Here is a 14,612-nt window from a genome sequence, read left to right as displayed (position 1 = left end):
GAGAACCTTTCGTACGGCGGTCTGTGACGCTACCTGCGGGTAACACCACTATGACCCTGTCAAGTCCGTGAATGAATTCAAACCAAGCCACGGACGCAGGGTCTGCATGGCATAACCTGATCCGCGGCGGCGGTATTCCCGCAGGATCTACCGCTGTTTGAAACACGAACCCAACCGGGTCTCGGTTCCCATTGTCTCACGATTCAGACCGCCGGATGAACTGATTTTCGACCGTCGCGACGCCGCGATCATGCCGTCAGGTGCCTCCGTCCGGGCCAGGCGGTCTCCCGCCGGCGCGCCCACACCGGCAGCATTCCGCTGTCTGCCAGTTCCTGCACCAGTTCCGCCAGCCGGTAGCCGGGCCATTCGCGAAGGCAGGCCTCGGCCCGTTGATGCGCATGCGTACCGCGTCCCCGGGCCCATTCGATCCAGGCATGCAGCGTGCCGGCGGCAGCGCGGGAGCGCCCCGCTCCGACGGCGTGCAGGCGGGAGAGCAGGTGTGCCGTGGCGTCCACGCGATCCCAGTCCGGAGCGTGGGGCGACTCACCGATCAAAATTTTGGACCAGCCCCGGGCTGCGGCAGGATCGCCGGACCCGGGCAATGGATCGACGGGCGGCGCGGCGCCCGCCGCCCGGTCCGCGTCATCGAGGAGGCCGGATGCCTCGGCCCAGAGGAACGCCGTCTCGGCGCTGCTGCAGGCGAAGATGGCAATACCGTCCCGTACCGCGTTGTCGCTCAGGCTCGCCAGCAGGAAGGCCTGCGCTTCCGCCGTGAGGGTTCCGGCCTTGTGCGCTGCCAGGGATTGCTCCCAGCGGCGGAGGGTGTGGAAGTAGAAGTCCGAATGGGTCCACTCTCCCGCGCGTCCCGCGGCCAGCCGGTCCGCCTCCTGCCGTATCCCGGCCGCGACATCGGGTGTCGCTGCCGGTGCCGGTTCCGGTGCCTGTGCAGCCCCGGCTCTCCGGACGGACGTGGCGGTCGCGTACGGCGCGCCGGAGGCTGCCGCCCGTGGGACGGCCACGGCCTCCGCTGCGGAGGCCGCGTAAGTGCTGCCGCTGTAGACAAGTTCGGCGCTCAGGGCACTGTCCCGGATCTGTGACACCGGACGTCCGGGCAGCGGACAGCATTCGGCGTCGGCGCAATAAAGCTCCCGCCAGTGCTGCGGGCCTACCGTCCAGCCCGTGCGGACCGGCAGCCCGGCGGCGGACAGGGAACGGCCGAGGGCGGCCACGAGCCGGGCATGGGGCGGCCGGCCCGGCGAACGCCAGGGGTGGTCCGTGTACAGGATGAGCAGCGCGGAGTCGGCGTCCTCGTCGGAGCGCAGATAGTCCGCCGCCGTTTCGGCAAACAGTTCGAGGTGGCAGCCGTCCCGGCTGGCGGGGAGGTCCAGGCGGAGGGTCGCGCCCAAACGGCCTTGGGAAAGGGCCAGCAGCACCACGCTGTCGGCGGGAAGGAATCCCAGCGCATGCGGCACGAAACCGAGAATGTCGACGGAGCGGCGGGCGGTGAACTTCTTCTTCTCCATGACAGGAGCCTTCCGCCGCTGCCTGCCCGGCGGCCAGCCGAGGGGGCTCTCCTGTGGACAACCGCCCTTCCGAAGCCCAGGTGGAGGGAGGGTGCTCAACGGTGGAGGGAGGGTGCTCAGCCGCCCCGGGTTCCGCCGTTCCCCCTGCGTTCCCGGGTCCGTTCGCGCCGCCGGCGGCGCTCCCGTGCCAGCGCATCGCGCAGCGGCGGCACGGTAATCCCGCCGTGCGACATCCGGGTGCGCACTCGTTTGCGCACGGTCAGCATCGCCAGCGTGCCCGCGATCAGGAAGAGGAACTGGAGGCTGAAGGCCAGCTTGAACGAGTCCAGCGCGTACAGGTCGCCCTGCGAGAACCCGCTGGCCAGCAGGGCATCGAGCACCACGCCCATGCCGAGCATCACCAGCAGCGCCGAGATGAAGCCGCCGACGTTGACAATCCCGGTGGCCGTTCCGGCGCGGCTGAGCGGATTGAAGGTCCGGGCGAAGTCGAAGCCGATCATGGAACCCGGGCCGCCGACGGCCACGGCCATGACCAGCAGTAGGAGCAGCCAAAACGGGGCCGGGCCCGGGTAAACCAGGACGCACAGCCAGGCCGCCGACATGGCCCCCACGATCAGCAGGGCCATGGTGGAGCGCCGGAGGGGATGCCGGCCCACCCAGCGGCCCAGCAACGGGCCGGCGACGAAGGAGGTCATGACCGCTGCCGTCATCAGCGCCGAGGCTTCCGTCGGCGTCAGGCCTTGGGCCGACACCAGGAACGGGTAACCCCACATGAGCATGAACACGTTCGCGGGAAACTGGACCGTGAAATGAGTCCACAGTCCCAGTCGCGTACCCGGTTCCCGCCACGCTTCGGCCAGCGACGCGCCGGTCTGGCGGAGGGTCGGCTGCGGGGCCGTCCGCCGGGGTCCCGGCTCGTTGCGGACCACTGCGAGGGCAAGGACGAAGGCCACCGCGGAGAGCGCGGCAACAGAGAGGAAAGCCGGCGTCCAACCCGCCAGGTTAAGGATGGCCACGAACGGGATGACGCTGATCAGCTGGCCGATCTGGCCCAGCTGGCCGGTTAACTGGGTCAGCAACGGAATGTGCTTCCCGCTGAACCAACTGGGCAGCAGCCGCAGCACCGACACGAAGGTCATCGCGTCGCCGGCACCGACGAGGACGCGTCCGGCCAGCCCTTCGGGGACGGAGGACGCGAAGGCCAGGGCGGTTTGCCCGGCCAGCATCAGTACGGCCCCTCCGGCCACCATCATCCGGGGTCCGTATTTGTCCACCATGAGGCCGACGGGGATCTGCAGGCCCGCGTACACCACCAGTTGCACCACGGTGAACGTCGACAACGCGGCGGCGGTGGCGTCAAAGCGCTCGGTGGCCTGCAGGCCTGCTACGCCGAAGGAGGTCCGCTGGGTGATCGCCACCAAGTAGGCGAATATCCCGCTCCCCCACACCCACCAAGCACGCCGCGAATCCATTGCTCCATCTTGCCCACGGTCCGGGGCGCGGGACTAATCGGCGTCGCCGGACCCCGTGGAGGCTCCTTCGGCGCCGTCGTCGTCGGTGGCAGGCTGAGTGGCCAGGAAGGCCTCCACTGCCGCGCCGATCTCGTCGGCGTCGGGAAGCTCTTCGTTGTCCTTGACCAGCAGCGAGCGGCGCTCTTCATGCCCCGCGTACTCGTCGTACCGCTCTTCCAGCCGGCCGACGACGCGCTGGACGTCCGCGGAGTCCTGTACCTGCCGGTCGATCTGGCTTTCCACCTCGCGTCCGGTCTCGCGCAGCCGGTCTGTGGGCAACGTCAGCGAGGTGGCGGCACCGATGTACTCCAGCGCCGCGACGGCGGCAGGCGGGTACTGGGCGTCGGACAGGTAGTGGGGCACGTGGATGGAATAGCCGACGACGTCACGCCCGGCCTCTGCGAGGCGCACTTCCAGCAGCGGGCCGATGCCGGCCTGCAGCTCCGCCTGGGGTTTCCAGCTGGTGATCCCGTCGATCAGGTCCTGCCGCGAGCCGTGGACGGTGACGCCGATCGGGCGGGTGTGGGGCACCGGCATGGGCAGCGACTGGACCCACGCGACCAGGCGCGTCTGGAGCCGGTTCGCCACCCAGACGACCGCACGGGAGAACCGCTCCCACTGGTAGTCGGGTTCGGGGCCGGTCAACAGCAGGAACGGAGTGCCGAGCCCGTCGACCAGCCGGTACAGCTCGATGGCGGGGGCTTCGTAGTCGGTGAAACGGTCGCCGGCGAAGGTGATGCGGGGCCGCCTGCTGCGGTAGTCCACCAGTTGGTCGGCGTCGAAGGAGGCGACCAGTTGTGCGTCGAGCCCGTCGAGCAGCTCGTCGCCGATCTGCTCCACCACGTGGCCGGCTTCCGCAGCACCGGTGAATCCCATGACGAGATCAAGCCCGCGCAGCTCAGGCGAGTCGAACAACTCCGCGTTGGTCGACATCAGCGACCGTGGATCCAGCAATGTGCCCTCCGTTCCGGCATCGTCTCTTTCCCTGCCGTGCATGCCTCTCGCAATGTTCAGCGCCCGGGCGGGCGGAAAAATTCCGGCCCGCGGGTCGGACAGCGCGTGCGCGGCACCGCATCCGGTGCGGAGAGACTACGATCGACAGGTGCAGGCCCTGTTCCGGCCAACCTTTTCAAAGGCTCATTCCTGCTGGAACTACTGTAGACACAACGGTAAGCAACCGGTGAGCGGCGGCGGGCACCACCCGTCCGGCCGGCCGGCTGTAGGAGAAGTTAGGACAGATCTGCGTGATCCCCACGACCGAGCTCAAGCTCAGCGCCATTGCCAAGGATGTCAAAAAGGCCAAGTCAGCCGCCCTCGTCATTGCGGTCGGGCAGGACGGAGACGGTCCGGTCCTGCTGGAGAATCCGCTGCCGGCCAAGGCCTCGAAGTCGCTGCAGGACTCCCTTCCGCTGCTCGGCGTCACCGGGGCGGCCGACCAGGTCCACCGCCTGCCGGGGCTGCCCGGGGCCGGGGCGGACGTGGTGGTGCTGGCCGGCGTCGGGAAGCTGCTGCCCGGGCAGGCGTTGACGGAAGAAACCCTGCGCCGCACCGCCGGCTCGGCGGTGCGCCAACTGGCCGGGGTCCGCTCGGTGGCACTCGGCCTGCCGGCCGGAACAGTGGCCGAAGCGGCGGCTGTCGCCGAAGGCGCCGCCCTGGGCGCCTATGACTTCAGCGATCACCGCACCCGGGCGGCCGGGGCCCGCGGCCCGGTGGCGGAAGCCACCGTCATCACGCCGGTTGCCGGCGACAAGGAACTGGCGAAGGCACTCAAGCGGGCCTCGGTGCTGGGACGGGCGGTCAATGCGACGCGCTCCCTGGTCAACCAGCCGCCGAGCCACTTGTACCCGGAGACGTTCGCCGAGGCTGCCACCCAGATGGCCCGGAACCTGCCGGTCAAGGTCACCGTCCTGGACGAGGGACGGCTGGCGAAAGACGGTTACGGGGGCCTGACCGGCGTCGGCAAGGGATCCAGCCGCCCGCCCCGCCTGGTCAAGGTGGAATACGCGCCGGTCCGGGCCAAGGCGAAGCTCGCCTTCGTGGGCAAGGGCATCACCTTCGACTCCGGCGGCCTCTCGCTCAAGCCCGCCACCGGCATGATGACCATGAAGTGCGACATGGCAGGCGCGGCCGTGGTGCTGAACGCCGTCCTGGCGATCGCCGAGCTGGGACTGCCGGTGAAGGCCACGGCCTGGCTTTGCCTGGCGGAGAACATGCCGTCCGGCACCGCGTCCCGGCCCTCCGACGTACTAACCATGTACGGCGGCAAGACGGTGGAAGTGCTGAACACCGACGCCGAAGGCCGGCTGGTCATGGCCGACGGACTGGCCGCCGCCAGTGAGGAACATCCCGACGTCCTGCTGGACGTCGCCACCCTGACGGGTGCGCAGATGGTCGCGCTGGGAAGCCGGGTGGCCGCGGTCATGGGCGACGAACCCGTGCGCGATGCCGTCAAGGCCGCCGCCGACCGGGCGGGGGAACTGTTCTGGCCGATGCCGCTGCCGGAGGAACTTCGTCCCAGCCTGGACTCGCAGGTGGCAGACCTGTCCAACATGGGCGACAAGTACGGCGGCATGCTGACGGCCGCGATCTTCCTGCGCGAGTTCGTGGGCGAATCCGGCGGCGCGCGCATCCCGTGGGCCCACCTCGACATTGCCGGCCCGGCCTTCAACGAAGGATCCCCGCACGGCTACACCCCGAAGGAGGGCACCGGCGTCGCCGTCCGCACGCTGGTGGCCTACGCCGAGGATGTAGTGGCCCGCAGCTCCTAAAGGCCCGCGCCTCGGAGCGCGCCCGCGTGAATCCGCACACAATCCGGCCTGTTGGGGCCGTCACCAACTAGATGATGGTATGCGGGAGGGCTAAGGTGAGACCCAACCAACTTCGTTCGTCAACCCCAATCAACTCATCGACGTGTCACCACACGTTGCGAACACGCGAGGGAGCGTTCACGTGGCCGATTCGGCAACAGCGCAAGAATTCGACATCCTGATCCTCGGCGGCGGCAGCGGCGGTTATGCCGCTGCCCTGCGCGCCGTGCAGCTGGGCTTCAGCGTCGGGCTGGTGGAAAAGGGCAAGCTCGGCGGCACCTGCCTGCACAACGGCTGCATCCCCACCAAGGCGCTGCTGCATTCCGCCGAGCTGGCCGACCACGCCAAGGACGCCGCGAAGTACGGCGTGAACGTGAGCCTCGATTCCATCGACATGGCTGCCGTCAATGCCTACAAGGACGGTGTCATCGCCGGGAAGTTCAAGGGCCTGACCGGCCTGGTCAAGTCCAAGGGCATCACCGTCATCGAAGGCGAAGGCAAGCTCGTCGGCAAGGACACCATCGAGGTCGGCGGCACCGCCTACAAGGGCAAGAACATCGTCCTGGCCACCGGCTCCTACTCCAAGACCCTCCCGGGCCTGGAAATCGGCGGCAAGGTCATCACGTCCGACCATGCCCTGAAGATGGACACCCTGCCCAAGAGCGCCGTGGTGCTCGGCGGCGGCGTCATCGGCGTCGAGTTCGCCTCGGTATGGAACTCGTTCGGCGTTGACGTCACCATCGTCGAGGGCCTGCCCTCGCTGGTGCCCAACGAGGACCCGGCGATCATCAAGCAGCTGGAGCGCGCGTTCAAGAAGCGCGGCATCAAGTTCAACACCGGCGTGTTCTTCGAAAAGGTGGAACAGAACGACGACGGCGTGGTGGTCACCCTGGCCGACGGCAAGACGTTCCAAGCCGACCTTATGCTGGTTGCCGTCGGGCGCGGACCGAGCACCGCGGGCCTGGGCTTCGAGGAAGCCGGCCTCACGGTTGACCGCGGCTTCGTGATCACCAACGAGCGGCTGCACACCGGTGTCGGCAACATCTACGCCGTCGGCGACATTGTCCCCGGCGTCCAGCTGGCCCACCGCGGATTCCAGCAGGGCATCTTCGTGGCCGAGGAGATTGCCGGCAACAAGCCGGCCCTCATCGAAGACATCAACATCCCGAAGGTCACCTACTGCGATCCGGAGATTGCCTCCGTCGGCCTCAACCAGCCGCAGGCCGAGGAGAAGTTCGGCAAGGACAACGTGGAGACCGTCGAGTACAACCTGGCCGGCAACGGCAAGAGCTCGATCCTGGGCACCAGCGGCATGATCAAGATGGTCCGCGAAAAGGACGGCCCCATTGTGGGCATGCACATGATCGGCGGCCGCATCGGCGAGCAGATCGGCGAGGCCCAGCTGATCGTCAGCTGGGAAGCCTACCCGGAGGACGTCGCGGCGCTCATCCACGCGCACCCCACGCAGAACGAGGCCCTCGGCGAGGCCGCCATGGCGCTGGCCGGCCGCCCGCTGCACGGCTAACAGGCCCTCTCCTGGTGCACCCGTCCCCGCCGGGCGGGTGCACTAGGCTCAAGACAAGACTCGATGTACCGGCCAGGCCGGAAAATAGACTCAAAGGAGAACGGGCACCACATGTCTGAAACCGTGAACTTGCCCGCCCTCGGTGAAAGCGTCACCGAAGGCACTGTCACTCGCTGGCTGAAACAGGTCGGCGACCGGGTCGAAGTCGACGAACCCCTGCTCGAGGTTTCCACCGACAAGGTCGACACCGAGATCCCCTCTCCGGTAGCCGGCGTGATCGAAGAGATCCTGGTCGCCGAGGACGAAACCGCCGACGTCGGAGCCCCGCTGGTGCGGATTGGCGACGGTTCCGGCTCCGGCGAGACCGCCGAAGAAGCGCCGGCGGCGCAGCAGGAGGCTGAAGCCCCCCAGCAGGAAGCCCCAGCACAGGAGGCCCCGAAGCAGGAGGAGCCCCGGCAGGAAGCCCCCGCCGAGGAGGCGCCCGCCGCCGGTTCCGGCGAAGGCACCGAAGTCACCCTCCCGGCCCTGGGCGAGAGCGTGACCGAGGGCACGGTCACCCGCTGGCTGAAGCAGGTGGGCGACACGGTCGAGGTCGATGAGCCGCTGCTCGAGGTCTCCACCGACAAGGTAGACACGGAGATTCCGTCCCCGGTGGCCGGCACGGTCCAGGAGATCAAGGTCGCCGAGGATGAGACCGCAGAGGTCGGTTCGGTGCTTGCCATCATCGGCACCGGCGCCGGCCCCGCCAAGGCGGAGCCGAAGGAAGCCGAGCCGGTGGCCGCCGCGCCTGCCGAGGAACGCGAAGCCCCGGTGGTTGAACCGTCCGCCGAACAGCCGGCCGCCGAAGCCCCGAAGGCCGAGGCTCCCAAGGCCGAAGCCCCCAAGGCCGAGGCTCCGAAGGCCGAGGCTTCGGCCGCCGCCGAGCCCGCCGCGGGCCCGGACGCCGGCTACGTCACCCCGCTGGTCCGCAAGCTGGCCAACCAGCACGGCGTGGACCTGTCCAACGTCAAGGGCACCGGCGTGGGCGGACGCATCCGCAAGCAGGACGTGCTGGAGGCGGCCGAGTCCGCCAAACCGGCCGCAGCACCGGCAGCCGCCGCGAAGGCTCCGGCGGACGCCGCGGCCTCGGCCAAGCGCGGCACCGTCGAGAAGGCACCGCGGATCCGCCAGGTGATCGCCCGCCGGATGCGCGAATCGCTGGACGCTTCCACCCAGCTCACCCAGGTCCACGAGGTCGACATGACCAAGGTGGCCAAGCTGCGCGAGCGTGCCAAGAAGTCCTTCCAGGAGCAAAACGGCGTCAAGCTGACGTACCTGCCCTTCATCGCCAAGGCCGTCGCGGAGGCGCTCAAGCAGCATCCGAAGCTGAACGCCGAGTACGACGAGGAAAAGCAGGAGATCACCTACCACAACGCAGAGCACCTGGCGATTGCGGTGGATACCGACAAGGGCCTGCTGGTCCCGGTGATCAATGACGCCGGCAGCCTGAACCTGGCCGGCCTGGCGGGCAAGATCGCCGATGTTGCCGCCCGTACCCGCAGCAACAAGATCGCTCCCGACGAGCTCTCCGGCGGTACCTTCTCGATCACCAACATCGGCAGCGTCGGCGCCCTGTTCGACACTCCGATCATCAACCAGCCGCAGGTGGGAATCCTCGGTACCGGCGCCATCGTCAAGCGGCCCATGGTTGTCCAGGATGAGAACGGCGACGATTCGATCGCCATCCGCTGGATGATGTATCTGTCCCTGACCTACGACCACCGTTTGGTCGACGGCGCGGATGCCGGCCGTTTCCTGCAGACGCTGCGGGCGCGTCTGGAAGCCGGACAGTTCGAGGCGGACCTGGGCCTCTAGCCCGGCCTGCCCCGCGCGACGCACGGATGAGCGGCGGGCTGCGTTCCCAGTGGACGCAGCCCGCCGCTGTGCTTTGTCCCCTCGGCCCGCCAGCCGCTACTACGTCAGGTAGAAATACCCGTCCCGCCGCGGCATGGCGCGGATCTGCGTGCCTCCCCGGCCGATAAGCTGGGCCCATGGACATCCTTTACAGCATTTTCGTCTTCCTGCACATCGTCGGTGCCGCCATGATCGTCGGCATCTGGATAGGCAACATGAAGAAGCCCACCGTCCACCCCCGCCAGTTCGACGGCGCAGCCCTCCAGCTGATTACCGGCGTCATCATGATGGGCCTGATTCCGGCCCTGGACATGGACGCCGACTACGTGAAGCTGACCATCAAGCTGGTCATCGGGCTCGTCGTGGGCGTCCTCGCGTTCATCGGCCGCCGCAAGTACAAGGCCGGCGAACCGATTTCCACCGGCCTGGCCCACTCGGTGGGCGGCCTGGCGCTGCTGAACGTCGCCATCGCGACCTTGTGGAACTGACTTTCCAAAGCTCCTGACGCTGCGGCCGGTCCCGGGCTCCGGGGCCGGCCGCTGTGGCTTAACCCGGTGCCGCCCGGACAGTCCGCGGCAACTCCCCTAGTATGAAAAGGACGGCGCCGGCCGCCCGCGGCCGGGCCGGCATGGAACTCATCCGAGATCGACCAAGGAGGACATATGGCTACAACACGTTCTGCCAGCACCGAGTGGAACGGCGACCTGTTTAGCGGCGCCGGCCAGACTACGTTCGAAACGTCCGGGATCGGCACTTACGATGTCACTTGGAAGGCACGTGCGGACCAGTCCGAGGGAAAGACCAGCCCCGAAGAACTGCTGGCTGCCGCCCACGCCACCTGCTACTCCATGCAGTTCAGCAACATGCTCAAGGAAAACGGGACCACAGCCGAGAGCATTAAAACCTCGGCGGCCGTGGATTTCGTGCCGGGCACCGGCATCACCGAGATTCGCCTGACCGTAAACGCGACCGTGCCCGGGATCAGCGAGGACGACTTCCAGCGCCTGGCCTCCGGCGCCAAGGACACCTGTCCTGTCTCCGGCGCCCTGGCCTCCGTCCCGAGCATCACGATTGATGCCACCCTGGCCGGCTAATCCCGAACAGACCGAAGAACCCCGGCGCATCTTGGATGCGCCGGGGTTCTTCCGTTCACGCCCGGTGCGCCCAGGCGAAGGTCAACGCACATCCTGCGGACGCGGCGGCAGCGGTCCGGGGCGCAGCACGGGATAACCGGCCCGCGCCGGCGGCTGGTCGGTCGGCAGCTCGCCCAGCATCTCCTTGAGGATGCCGACGCTGTGCTCCAGCTGCGGGTCCTCCCCCGCCCCGTACGCGTGCGGCGGGAACGGCACCTCGATGTCCGGGTCCACCCCGTAGTTCTCCACGCCCCAGCCCACGCCCTGGGTGAACCAGAACGCGTACCGCGGCTGCGTGACGCCGGTTCCGTCGGCCAGCGAGAACTTCGCGTCGATGCCGACCACCCCGCCCCACGTCCGGGTCCCGACTACGGGACCAATCCCGCGCAGCTTGCTCACCTGGGTGATGATGTCGCCGTCGGACCCGGCGTATTCATCGGTGAGGACGACGACTGGGCCCCGGGGCGCGTGGGCCGGGTACGTGCCCGGCTGCTCGCCGCGGGCGAGGTTCCAGGCGGTGACCTTGCGGCCGATCAACTCGGCAACCAGCTGGGAGGTATGGCCGCCGCGGTTGCGCCGTACGTCGATGACGAGCGCGTCCTTGGCGGTCTCCACATCCAGGTCGCGGTGGAGTTGTGCCCAGCCGCGCGCCACCATGTCCGGGATATGGAGGTATCCGAAGCGTCCGTTCGATGCCTCGCGGACATTGCGGCGGTTCCCCGAGACCCAGTTCTGGTACCGGAGCCGCTCTTCGTCGCGGATGGGGATCACCGCGATTCGCCGCTGCAGGCCGGCTTCCGGGCTGCCCGCCCCGTTGACGATGGTCAGTTCGACCGTCTTGCCGGCCGCGCCGGCCAGCAGCGGCGCAGGGCCTGCCAGCGGGTCCACGGGGATGCCGTCCACCGCCGCGATCACGTCCCCCGGGTCGACGGCTGCGCCCGGAGCAGTCAGCGGAGACAGCGCCAGCGGATCCGACGATTCTCCGGCGAGGATCTTCTGCACGGTCCAGCCCGCCTCGGTCCGTGCCAGGTCGGCGCCGAGCCGTCCCTGTTTGCCGGAGCCGGGCTCCGCGACCGGCGGGGGCGAAACGTAGGCGTGCGAGGTGCCGAGTTCGCCGTGCAGCTCCCAGAGCAGGTCCACCAGGTCGTCGTGGGATCCAAGCCGCTCGACCAGGGGCCGGTAACGGTCGTAGACGCCTTGCCAGTCCAGCCCGGCCAGGTCCTCGGCCCAGTAGAAGTCGCGCTGCAGCCGCCAGGCCTCGTCGAACGCCTGGCCCCAGACCTTGAGCGGTTCGAGGGTGACCCGGATCCGGCCCAGGTCGACCTGCACGCTCTCGGGCGAGTCGTCGTCGACCTTCCCGGCGGCCGGCACGGCCTTGACCTGCGCCTTGTGCACGTACACGATCCGCTTGCGGTCCTGGGACACCTCGTAGGAGTCCAGCGCCGGCACCAGCACGGAAACCTCCCGGCGGGAGAGGTCGAACCGCTCCAGCCGCTGGGACTGCTCCGGCTCTTCCGCCGACGCGCGGCCTTCTCCGGTGACGCCGGCGGGGTCGCTGGCCAGCCACAGCAGGGCTCCGTCTACCGCGCTGAGGTCGGTGTAGCGGCCCTGCCGGACCGGGACCGGGATGATCCGCTCTCCCAGCCGTTCGGCGTCCACCACCATGTCGGCGACGGCGGGCGTGGCCTGGTCCTCCCCGTTCGGGGATCCGTCGTGATCCTTCCCGGCCGACGGCGGCGCGTCCGGCAGCGTGCCGTGCACCGACGGACCGAACGGCGAAGACGTGGCGGCGGCCAGGGCCACCAGGAACGGCTTGGTCGATTCGGGAAAACCCAGGTCGAAGCTGTGGGTGGAATAGACCGGATCGAAGCTCCGTTCGGAGAGGAACGCGGCGAACTTGCCGTCCGGGGTGAACGCCGGACCATGGTCGCGGAAGCGTCCGTCGGTCACGTCGACGATCCCGCCGGTGCCGTCGGCCCGGGCCAGCCGGAGACGCGTGCGGGTGCCCTCCGCTGTCACGGGCTCGGCCCACAGGATCCAGCGGGAATCCGGCGAGAAGACCAGCTCGCTGATCGCCCCGTGGTCGGTTTCGGAGAGCCGGCGGAGCTGCGCGCTTTCGGCGTCCAGGACCAGTACCTGGCCGTATTCGGTGGCCACTGCCGCCAGCTTGCCGTCCGGACTGGCGGCAAGCGCGCTCACCCGGTCCGGGCCGGGCAGCTCCACGCGGCGCAATTGCTGCGGCTCCAGCGCCTCAGCCGAACGGGCGTCCGGTTCCCGGCCGCCGCTTCCGCCGCCGCCTTGCCTTCCGCCGGACCGCACCTCCACGATGGGCTGGGACTGGGTCGGATGGACGACGGCGGAGGCCGACACCGGGCGCGGCAAGCCGTCGGGCTCCGGTTCGGCGGGGGCCGGCACGGCTGCCGTGGGAGCAGGCTGGTCGGCCCGGGACAGCTGTTCGAAGACCTGGCGGATGTAGAGGGCTTCTTCCCCGTCGCGGTCCGCGACATAGACCACCCGCGTGTCGCCGAGGGGCCGCGCGAGCCGGGCGCGGACGCCGGGCGTCGATTCCACAGCGCGCGACGGGCCGTCCCGGTGGGTCAGCCAGTGCACCGTGCCGTGCGTTTCGATGACGGAGGCGGTTCCCTTGGGATTCGGCACGGCGGAGGCCAGGTGCTTTGACACGTCGAGCGGGCGGCTGCGGCGGCTCGTGGATGCCGAGCCCAGCGTGATCTCAAGCCGGCGGGCCGCGTCCGCGGAATCGAGGGAGTCCAGGATCCAGAGTTCGCCGGCGGACTCGAAGACCACGCGCGTGCCGTCCGTCGCGGCATGGCGGACGTAGAAACCGTCGTGGTCGGTGTGCCGGCGCAGGCCTGTTCCGTCCGGCCCCACCGAATACAGGTTGCCGTAACCTTCGTGATCGCTCAGGAACGCGATCCGGTTGCCGATCCACATCGGGTCTGCCAGGTTGCCGTCGAGTTCGGCCGCCAGGCGCCCGAACTCGCCGCCGCCGTCCCGGTCGATCCACAGTTTGCCGGCCGTTCCGCCGCGGTACCGCTTCCACCACGCCGGTTCGCGCGAGAGCACGCTGCCGACCACGACCGGACGCTCGTCGCCGAGTTCCGGCCCGAACGCGATTGAGTCGACGGGCCCATAGGGCAGGACCCGGGCGTCCGAACCGTCCAGCGGCACAGCGTAGGCCCAGGTGTGACGTGATTCTTCGCGTTCGAAGGAACTCGTCACCAGGGCGTGGCCCGCCGGTGTGAATCCTTTTACCTTCGTGCTGGCGTGCCCCCAGTAGGTCAGTTGGCGGAATCCCCCGCCGTCGACCGACGCCGTGACGGCCTCGGGGGCGCTGGCCTGCACCACGCTCCAGGCCAGGTGCTGCCCGTCCGGCGAGAACCTCGGATTCCGGGCCGGCAGTTGCAGCGACGAGACACGCCACGCCCGGCCGCCGGCAAGGGGGGCGACCCACACGTCGTCCTCAGCGACGAACGTGACCAGATCGCCGTGCACGTGCGGGTAGCGGAAGTAGCTCGATGAAGTCATGCCTCGATCTTAGTCACGGCCTGTGCTGGCCCCGGGGTCATCCGAGCGGCGGGGCGCCTCGCGGACTGACTGGATCAGCCAGCCGGCGTCCCGCCTCACCATCTCAAGGTGGACCCGTTGCACGCTGGGTTCGGCGCGTCGTCCCAGCACGCTGCCGTCGGCGGCCACCTGCCGGTACGCCGACGTGCTGACGGTTGCGGCCACCCATTCCTGTGGCCCTCCGCCTGGTGGCGCTGGATCAGCCGTTACCTCCTCCACCGTGGTTTCGAAGCCGTCGAGCCAACTGCCGGAGCCTGCCAGTGCTGCGATGATGCCTTGGTCCGTGTCCATGACGGCCGTGCCGGGCATATTGACGCGGTTGAGCAGCGTTGCGTCGCGCGTCCTGACGGCCTCGGTGCGCAACCAGGCCAGGGCCGGCACGGCCGCCGCCGCATCGCGGCCCCGCAGCGCACGTTCCAGTTCCGCCGGCAGTACCCGGGCTTCGGGGGGAGCCGGGTCCTGCCCTTCGCGCTGCGCCGTGGACACCTGTTGCACCGACCGGCCACCACCAGGCGATGAGACCGCATCCGGTTCGCTCGGCGGAGCAGGCGCTACGTTGCCGGCCAGGGCGAACAGGATGCCCGCTGCCGCCGCGGCCGCGGCGACCGCCAACGTGGCCGCGGCCCGCCTACCGG

The 14,612-nt window shown here is 69.1% G+C and carries 9 protein-coding genes and 1 pseudogene; 5 read left to right on the top strand and 5 right to left on the bottom strand.

Features of this window, described 5'->3' with window-relative positions:
* Nucleotides 1-248 precede the first annotated feature (248 nt).
* From AC5RUH_RS12495 to AC5RUH_RS12485, 3 genes are all read right to left on the bottom strand, one after another.
* Nucleotides 249-1,523 (bottom strand): DUF4192 domain-containing protein, encoded by a 1,275-nt coding sequence (locus tag AC5RUH_RS12495; RefSeq protein ID WP_494128731.1) that lies wholly within the window; start codon nucleotides 1,521-1,523, stop codon nucleotides 249-251.
* A 116-nt stretch (nucleotides 1,524-1,639) separates the two neighbouring features.
* Nucleotides 1,640-2,995, bottom strand: a complete 1,356-nt coding sequence (locus AC5RUH_RS12490) for an MFS transporter (protein WP_494128730.1) — start codon at nucleotides 2,993-2,995, stop codon at nucleotides 1,640-1,642.
* A gap of 33 nt (nucleotides 2,996-3,028) precedes the next feature.
* On the bottom strand, nucleotides 3,029-4,030 hold the full coding sequence (locus AC5RUH_RS12485; protein ID WP_494013829.1) for a proteasome assembly chaperone family protein: 1,002 nt from the start codon (nucleotides 4,028-4,030) through the stop codon (nucleotides 3,029-3,031).
* Nucleotides 4,031-4,278: 248 nt separating this feature from the next.
* Here AC5RUH_RS12485 and AC5RUH_RS12480 point away from each other — a divergent pair, with 248 nt between their 5' ends.
* The 5 genes from AC5RUH_RS12480 (at nucleotide 4,279) to AC5RUH_RS12460 (ending at nucleotide 10,353) form a co-directional block, all read left to right on the top strand.
* Nucleotides 4,279-5,802 carry a leucyl aminopeptidase gene (locus AC5RUH_RS12480; RefSeq protein ID WP_494013828.1) on the top strand — a complete coding sequence of 508 codons (1,524 nt, stop codon included), beginning with the start codon at nucleotides 4,279-4,281 and terminating at the stop codon, nucleotides 5,800-5,802.
* A 181-nt stretch (nucleotides 5,803-5,983) separates the two neighbouring features.
* Nucleotides 5,984-7,366, top strand: a complete 1,383-nt coding sequence (gene lpdA / locus AC5RUH_RS12475) for a dihydrolipoyl dehydrogenase (protein WP_494013827.1) — start codon at nucleotides 5,984-5,986, stop codon at nucleotides 7,364-7,366.
* A gap of 111 nt (nucleotides 7,367-7,477) precedes the next feature.
* Nucleotides 7,478-9,220 (top strand): 2-oxoglutarate dehydrogenase, E2 component, dihydrolipoamide succinyltransferase, encoded by a 1,743-nt coding sequence (gene sucB / locus AC5RUH_RS12470; RefSeq protein WP_494128729.1) that lies wholly within the window; start codon nucleotides 7,478-7,480, stop codon nucleotides 9,218-9,220.
* Between the two features lie 176 nt (nucleotides 9,221-9,396).
* Nucleotides 9,397-9,747 (top strand): hypothetical protein, encoded by a 351-nt coding sequence (locus AC5RUH_RS12465; protein WP_494023225.1) that lies wholly within the window; start codon nucleotides 9,397-9,399, stop codon nucleotides 9,745-9,747.
* Nucleotides 9,748-9,921: 174 nt separating this feature from the next.
* Nucleotides 9,922-10,353 carry an OsmC family peroxiredoxin gene (locus AC5RUH_RS12460; protein WP_493987444.1) on the top strand — a complete coding sequence of 144 codons (432 nt, stop codon included), beginning with the start codon at nucleotides 9,922-9,924 and terminating at the stop codon, nucleotides 10,351-10,353.
* 81 nt (nucleotides 10,354-10,434) lie between these two features.
* Here AC5RUH_RS12460 and AC5RUH_RS12455 read toward each other — a convergent pair whose 3' ends face one another.
* Nucleotides 10,435-13,938, bottom strand: a complete 3,504-nt coding sequence (locus tag AC5RUH_RS12455; protein ID WP_494128728.1) for a S41 family peptidase — start codon at nucleotides 13,936-13,938, stop codon at nucleotides 10,435-10,437.
* 9 nt (nucleotides 13,939-13,947) lie between these two features.
* Nucleotides 13,948-14,612 (bottom strand): annotated as a pseudogene (locus tag AC5RUH_RS12450) (hypothetical protein); the annotation flags it as partial.

Source organism: Arthrobacter sp. Y3223166 (assembly GCF_059090935.1).
The sequence above is the reverse complement of the archived record's forward strand: the minus strand, read 5'-3'. Positions and strand labels throughout refer to the sequence as shown.

Excerpts from the sequence above, each read along its gene's own strand:
- AC5RUH_RS12485 (WP_494013829.1), bottom strand. The coding sequence starts at position 4,030 with ATGCACGGCAGGGAAAGAGACGATGCCGGAACGGAGGGCACATTGCTG.
- AC5RUH_RS12460 (WP_493987444.1), top strand. The coding sequence starts at position 9,922 with ATGGCTACAACACGTTCTGCCAGCACCGAGTGGAACGGCGACCTGTTT.
- sucB (WP_494128729.1), top strand. The coding sequence starts at position 7,478 with ATGTCTGAAACCGTGAACTTGCCCGCCCTCGGTGAAAGCGTCACCGAA.
- AC5RUH_RS12455 (WP_494128728.1), bottom strand. The coding sequence starts at position 13,938 with ATGACTTCATCGAGCTACTTCCGCTACCCGCACGTGCACGGCGATCTG.
- AC5RUH_RS12465 (WP_494023225.1), top strand. The coding sequence starts at position 9,397 with ATGGACATCCTTTACAGCATTTTCGTCTTCCTGCACATCGTCGGTGCC.
- AC5RUH_RS12490 (WP_494128730.1), bottom strand. The coding sequence starts at position 2,995 with ATGGATTCGCGGCGTGCTTGGTGGGTGTGGGGGAGCGGGATATTCGCC.
- AC5RUH_RS12495 (WP_494128731.1), bottom strand. The coding sequence starts at position 1,523 with ATGGAGAAGAAGAAGTTCACCGCCCGCCGCTCCGTCGACATTCTCGGT.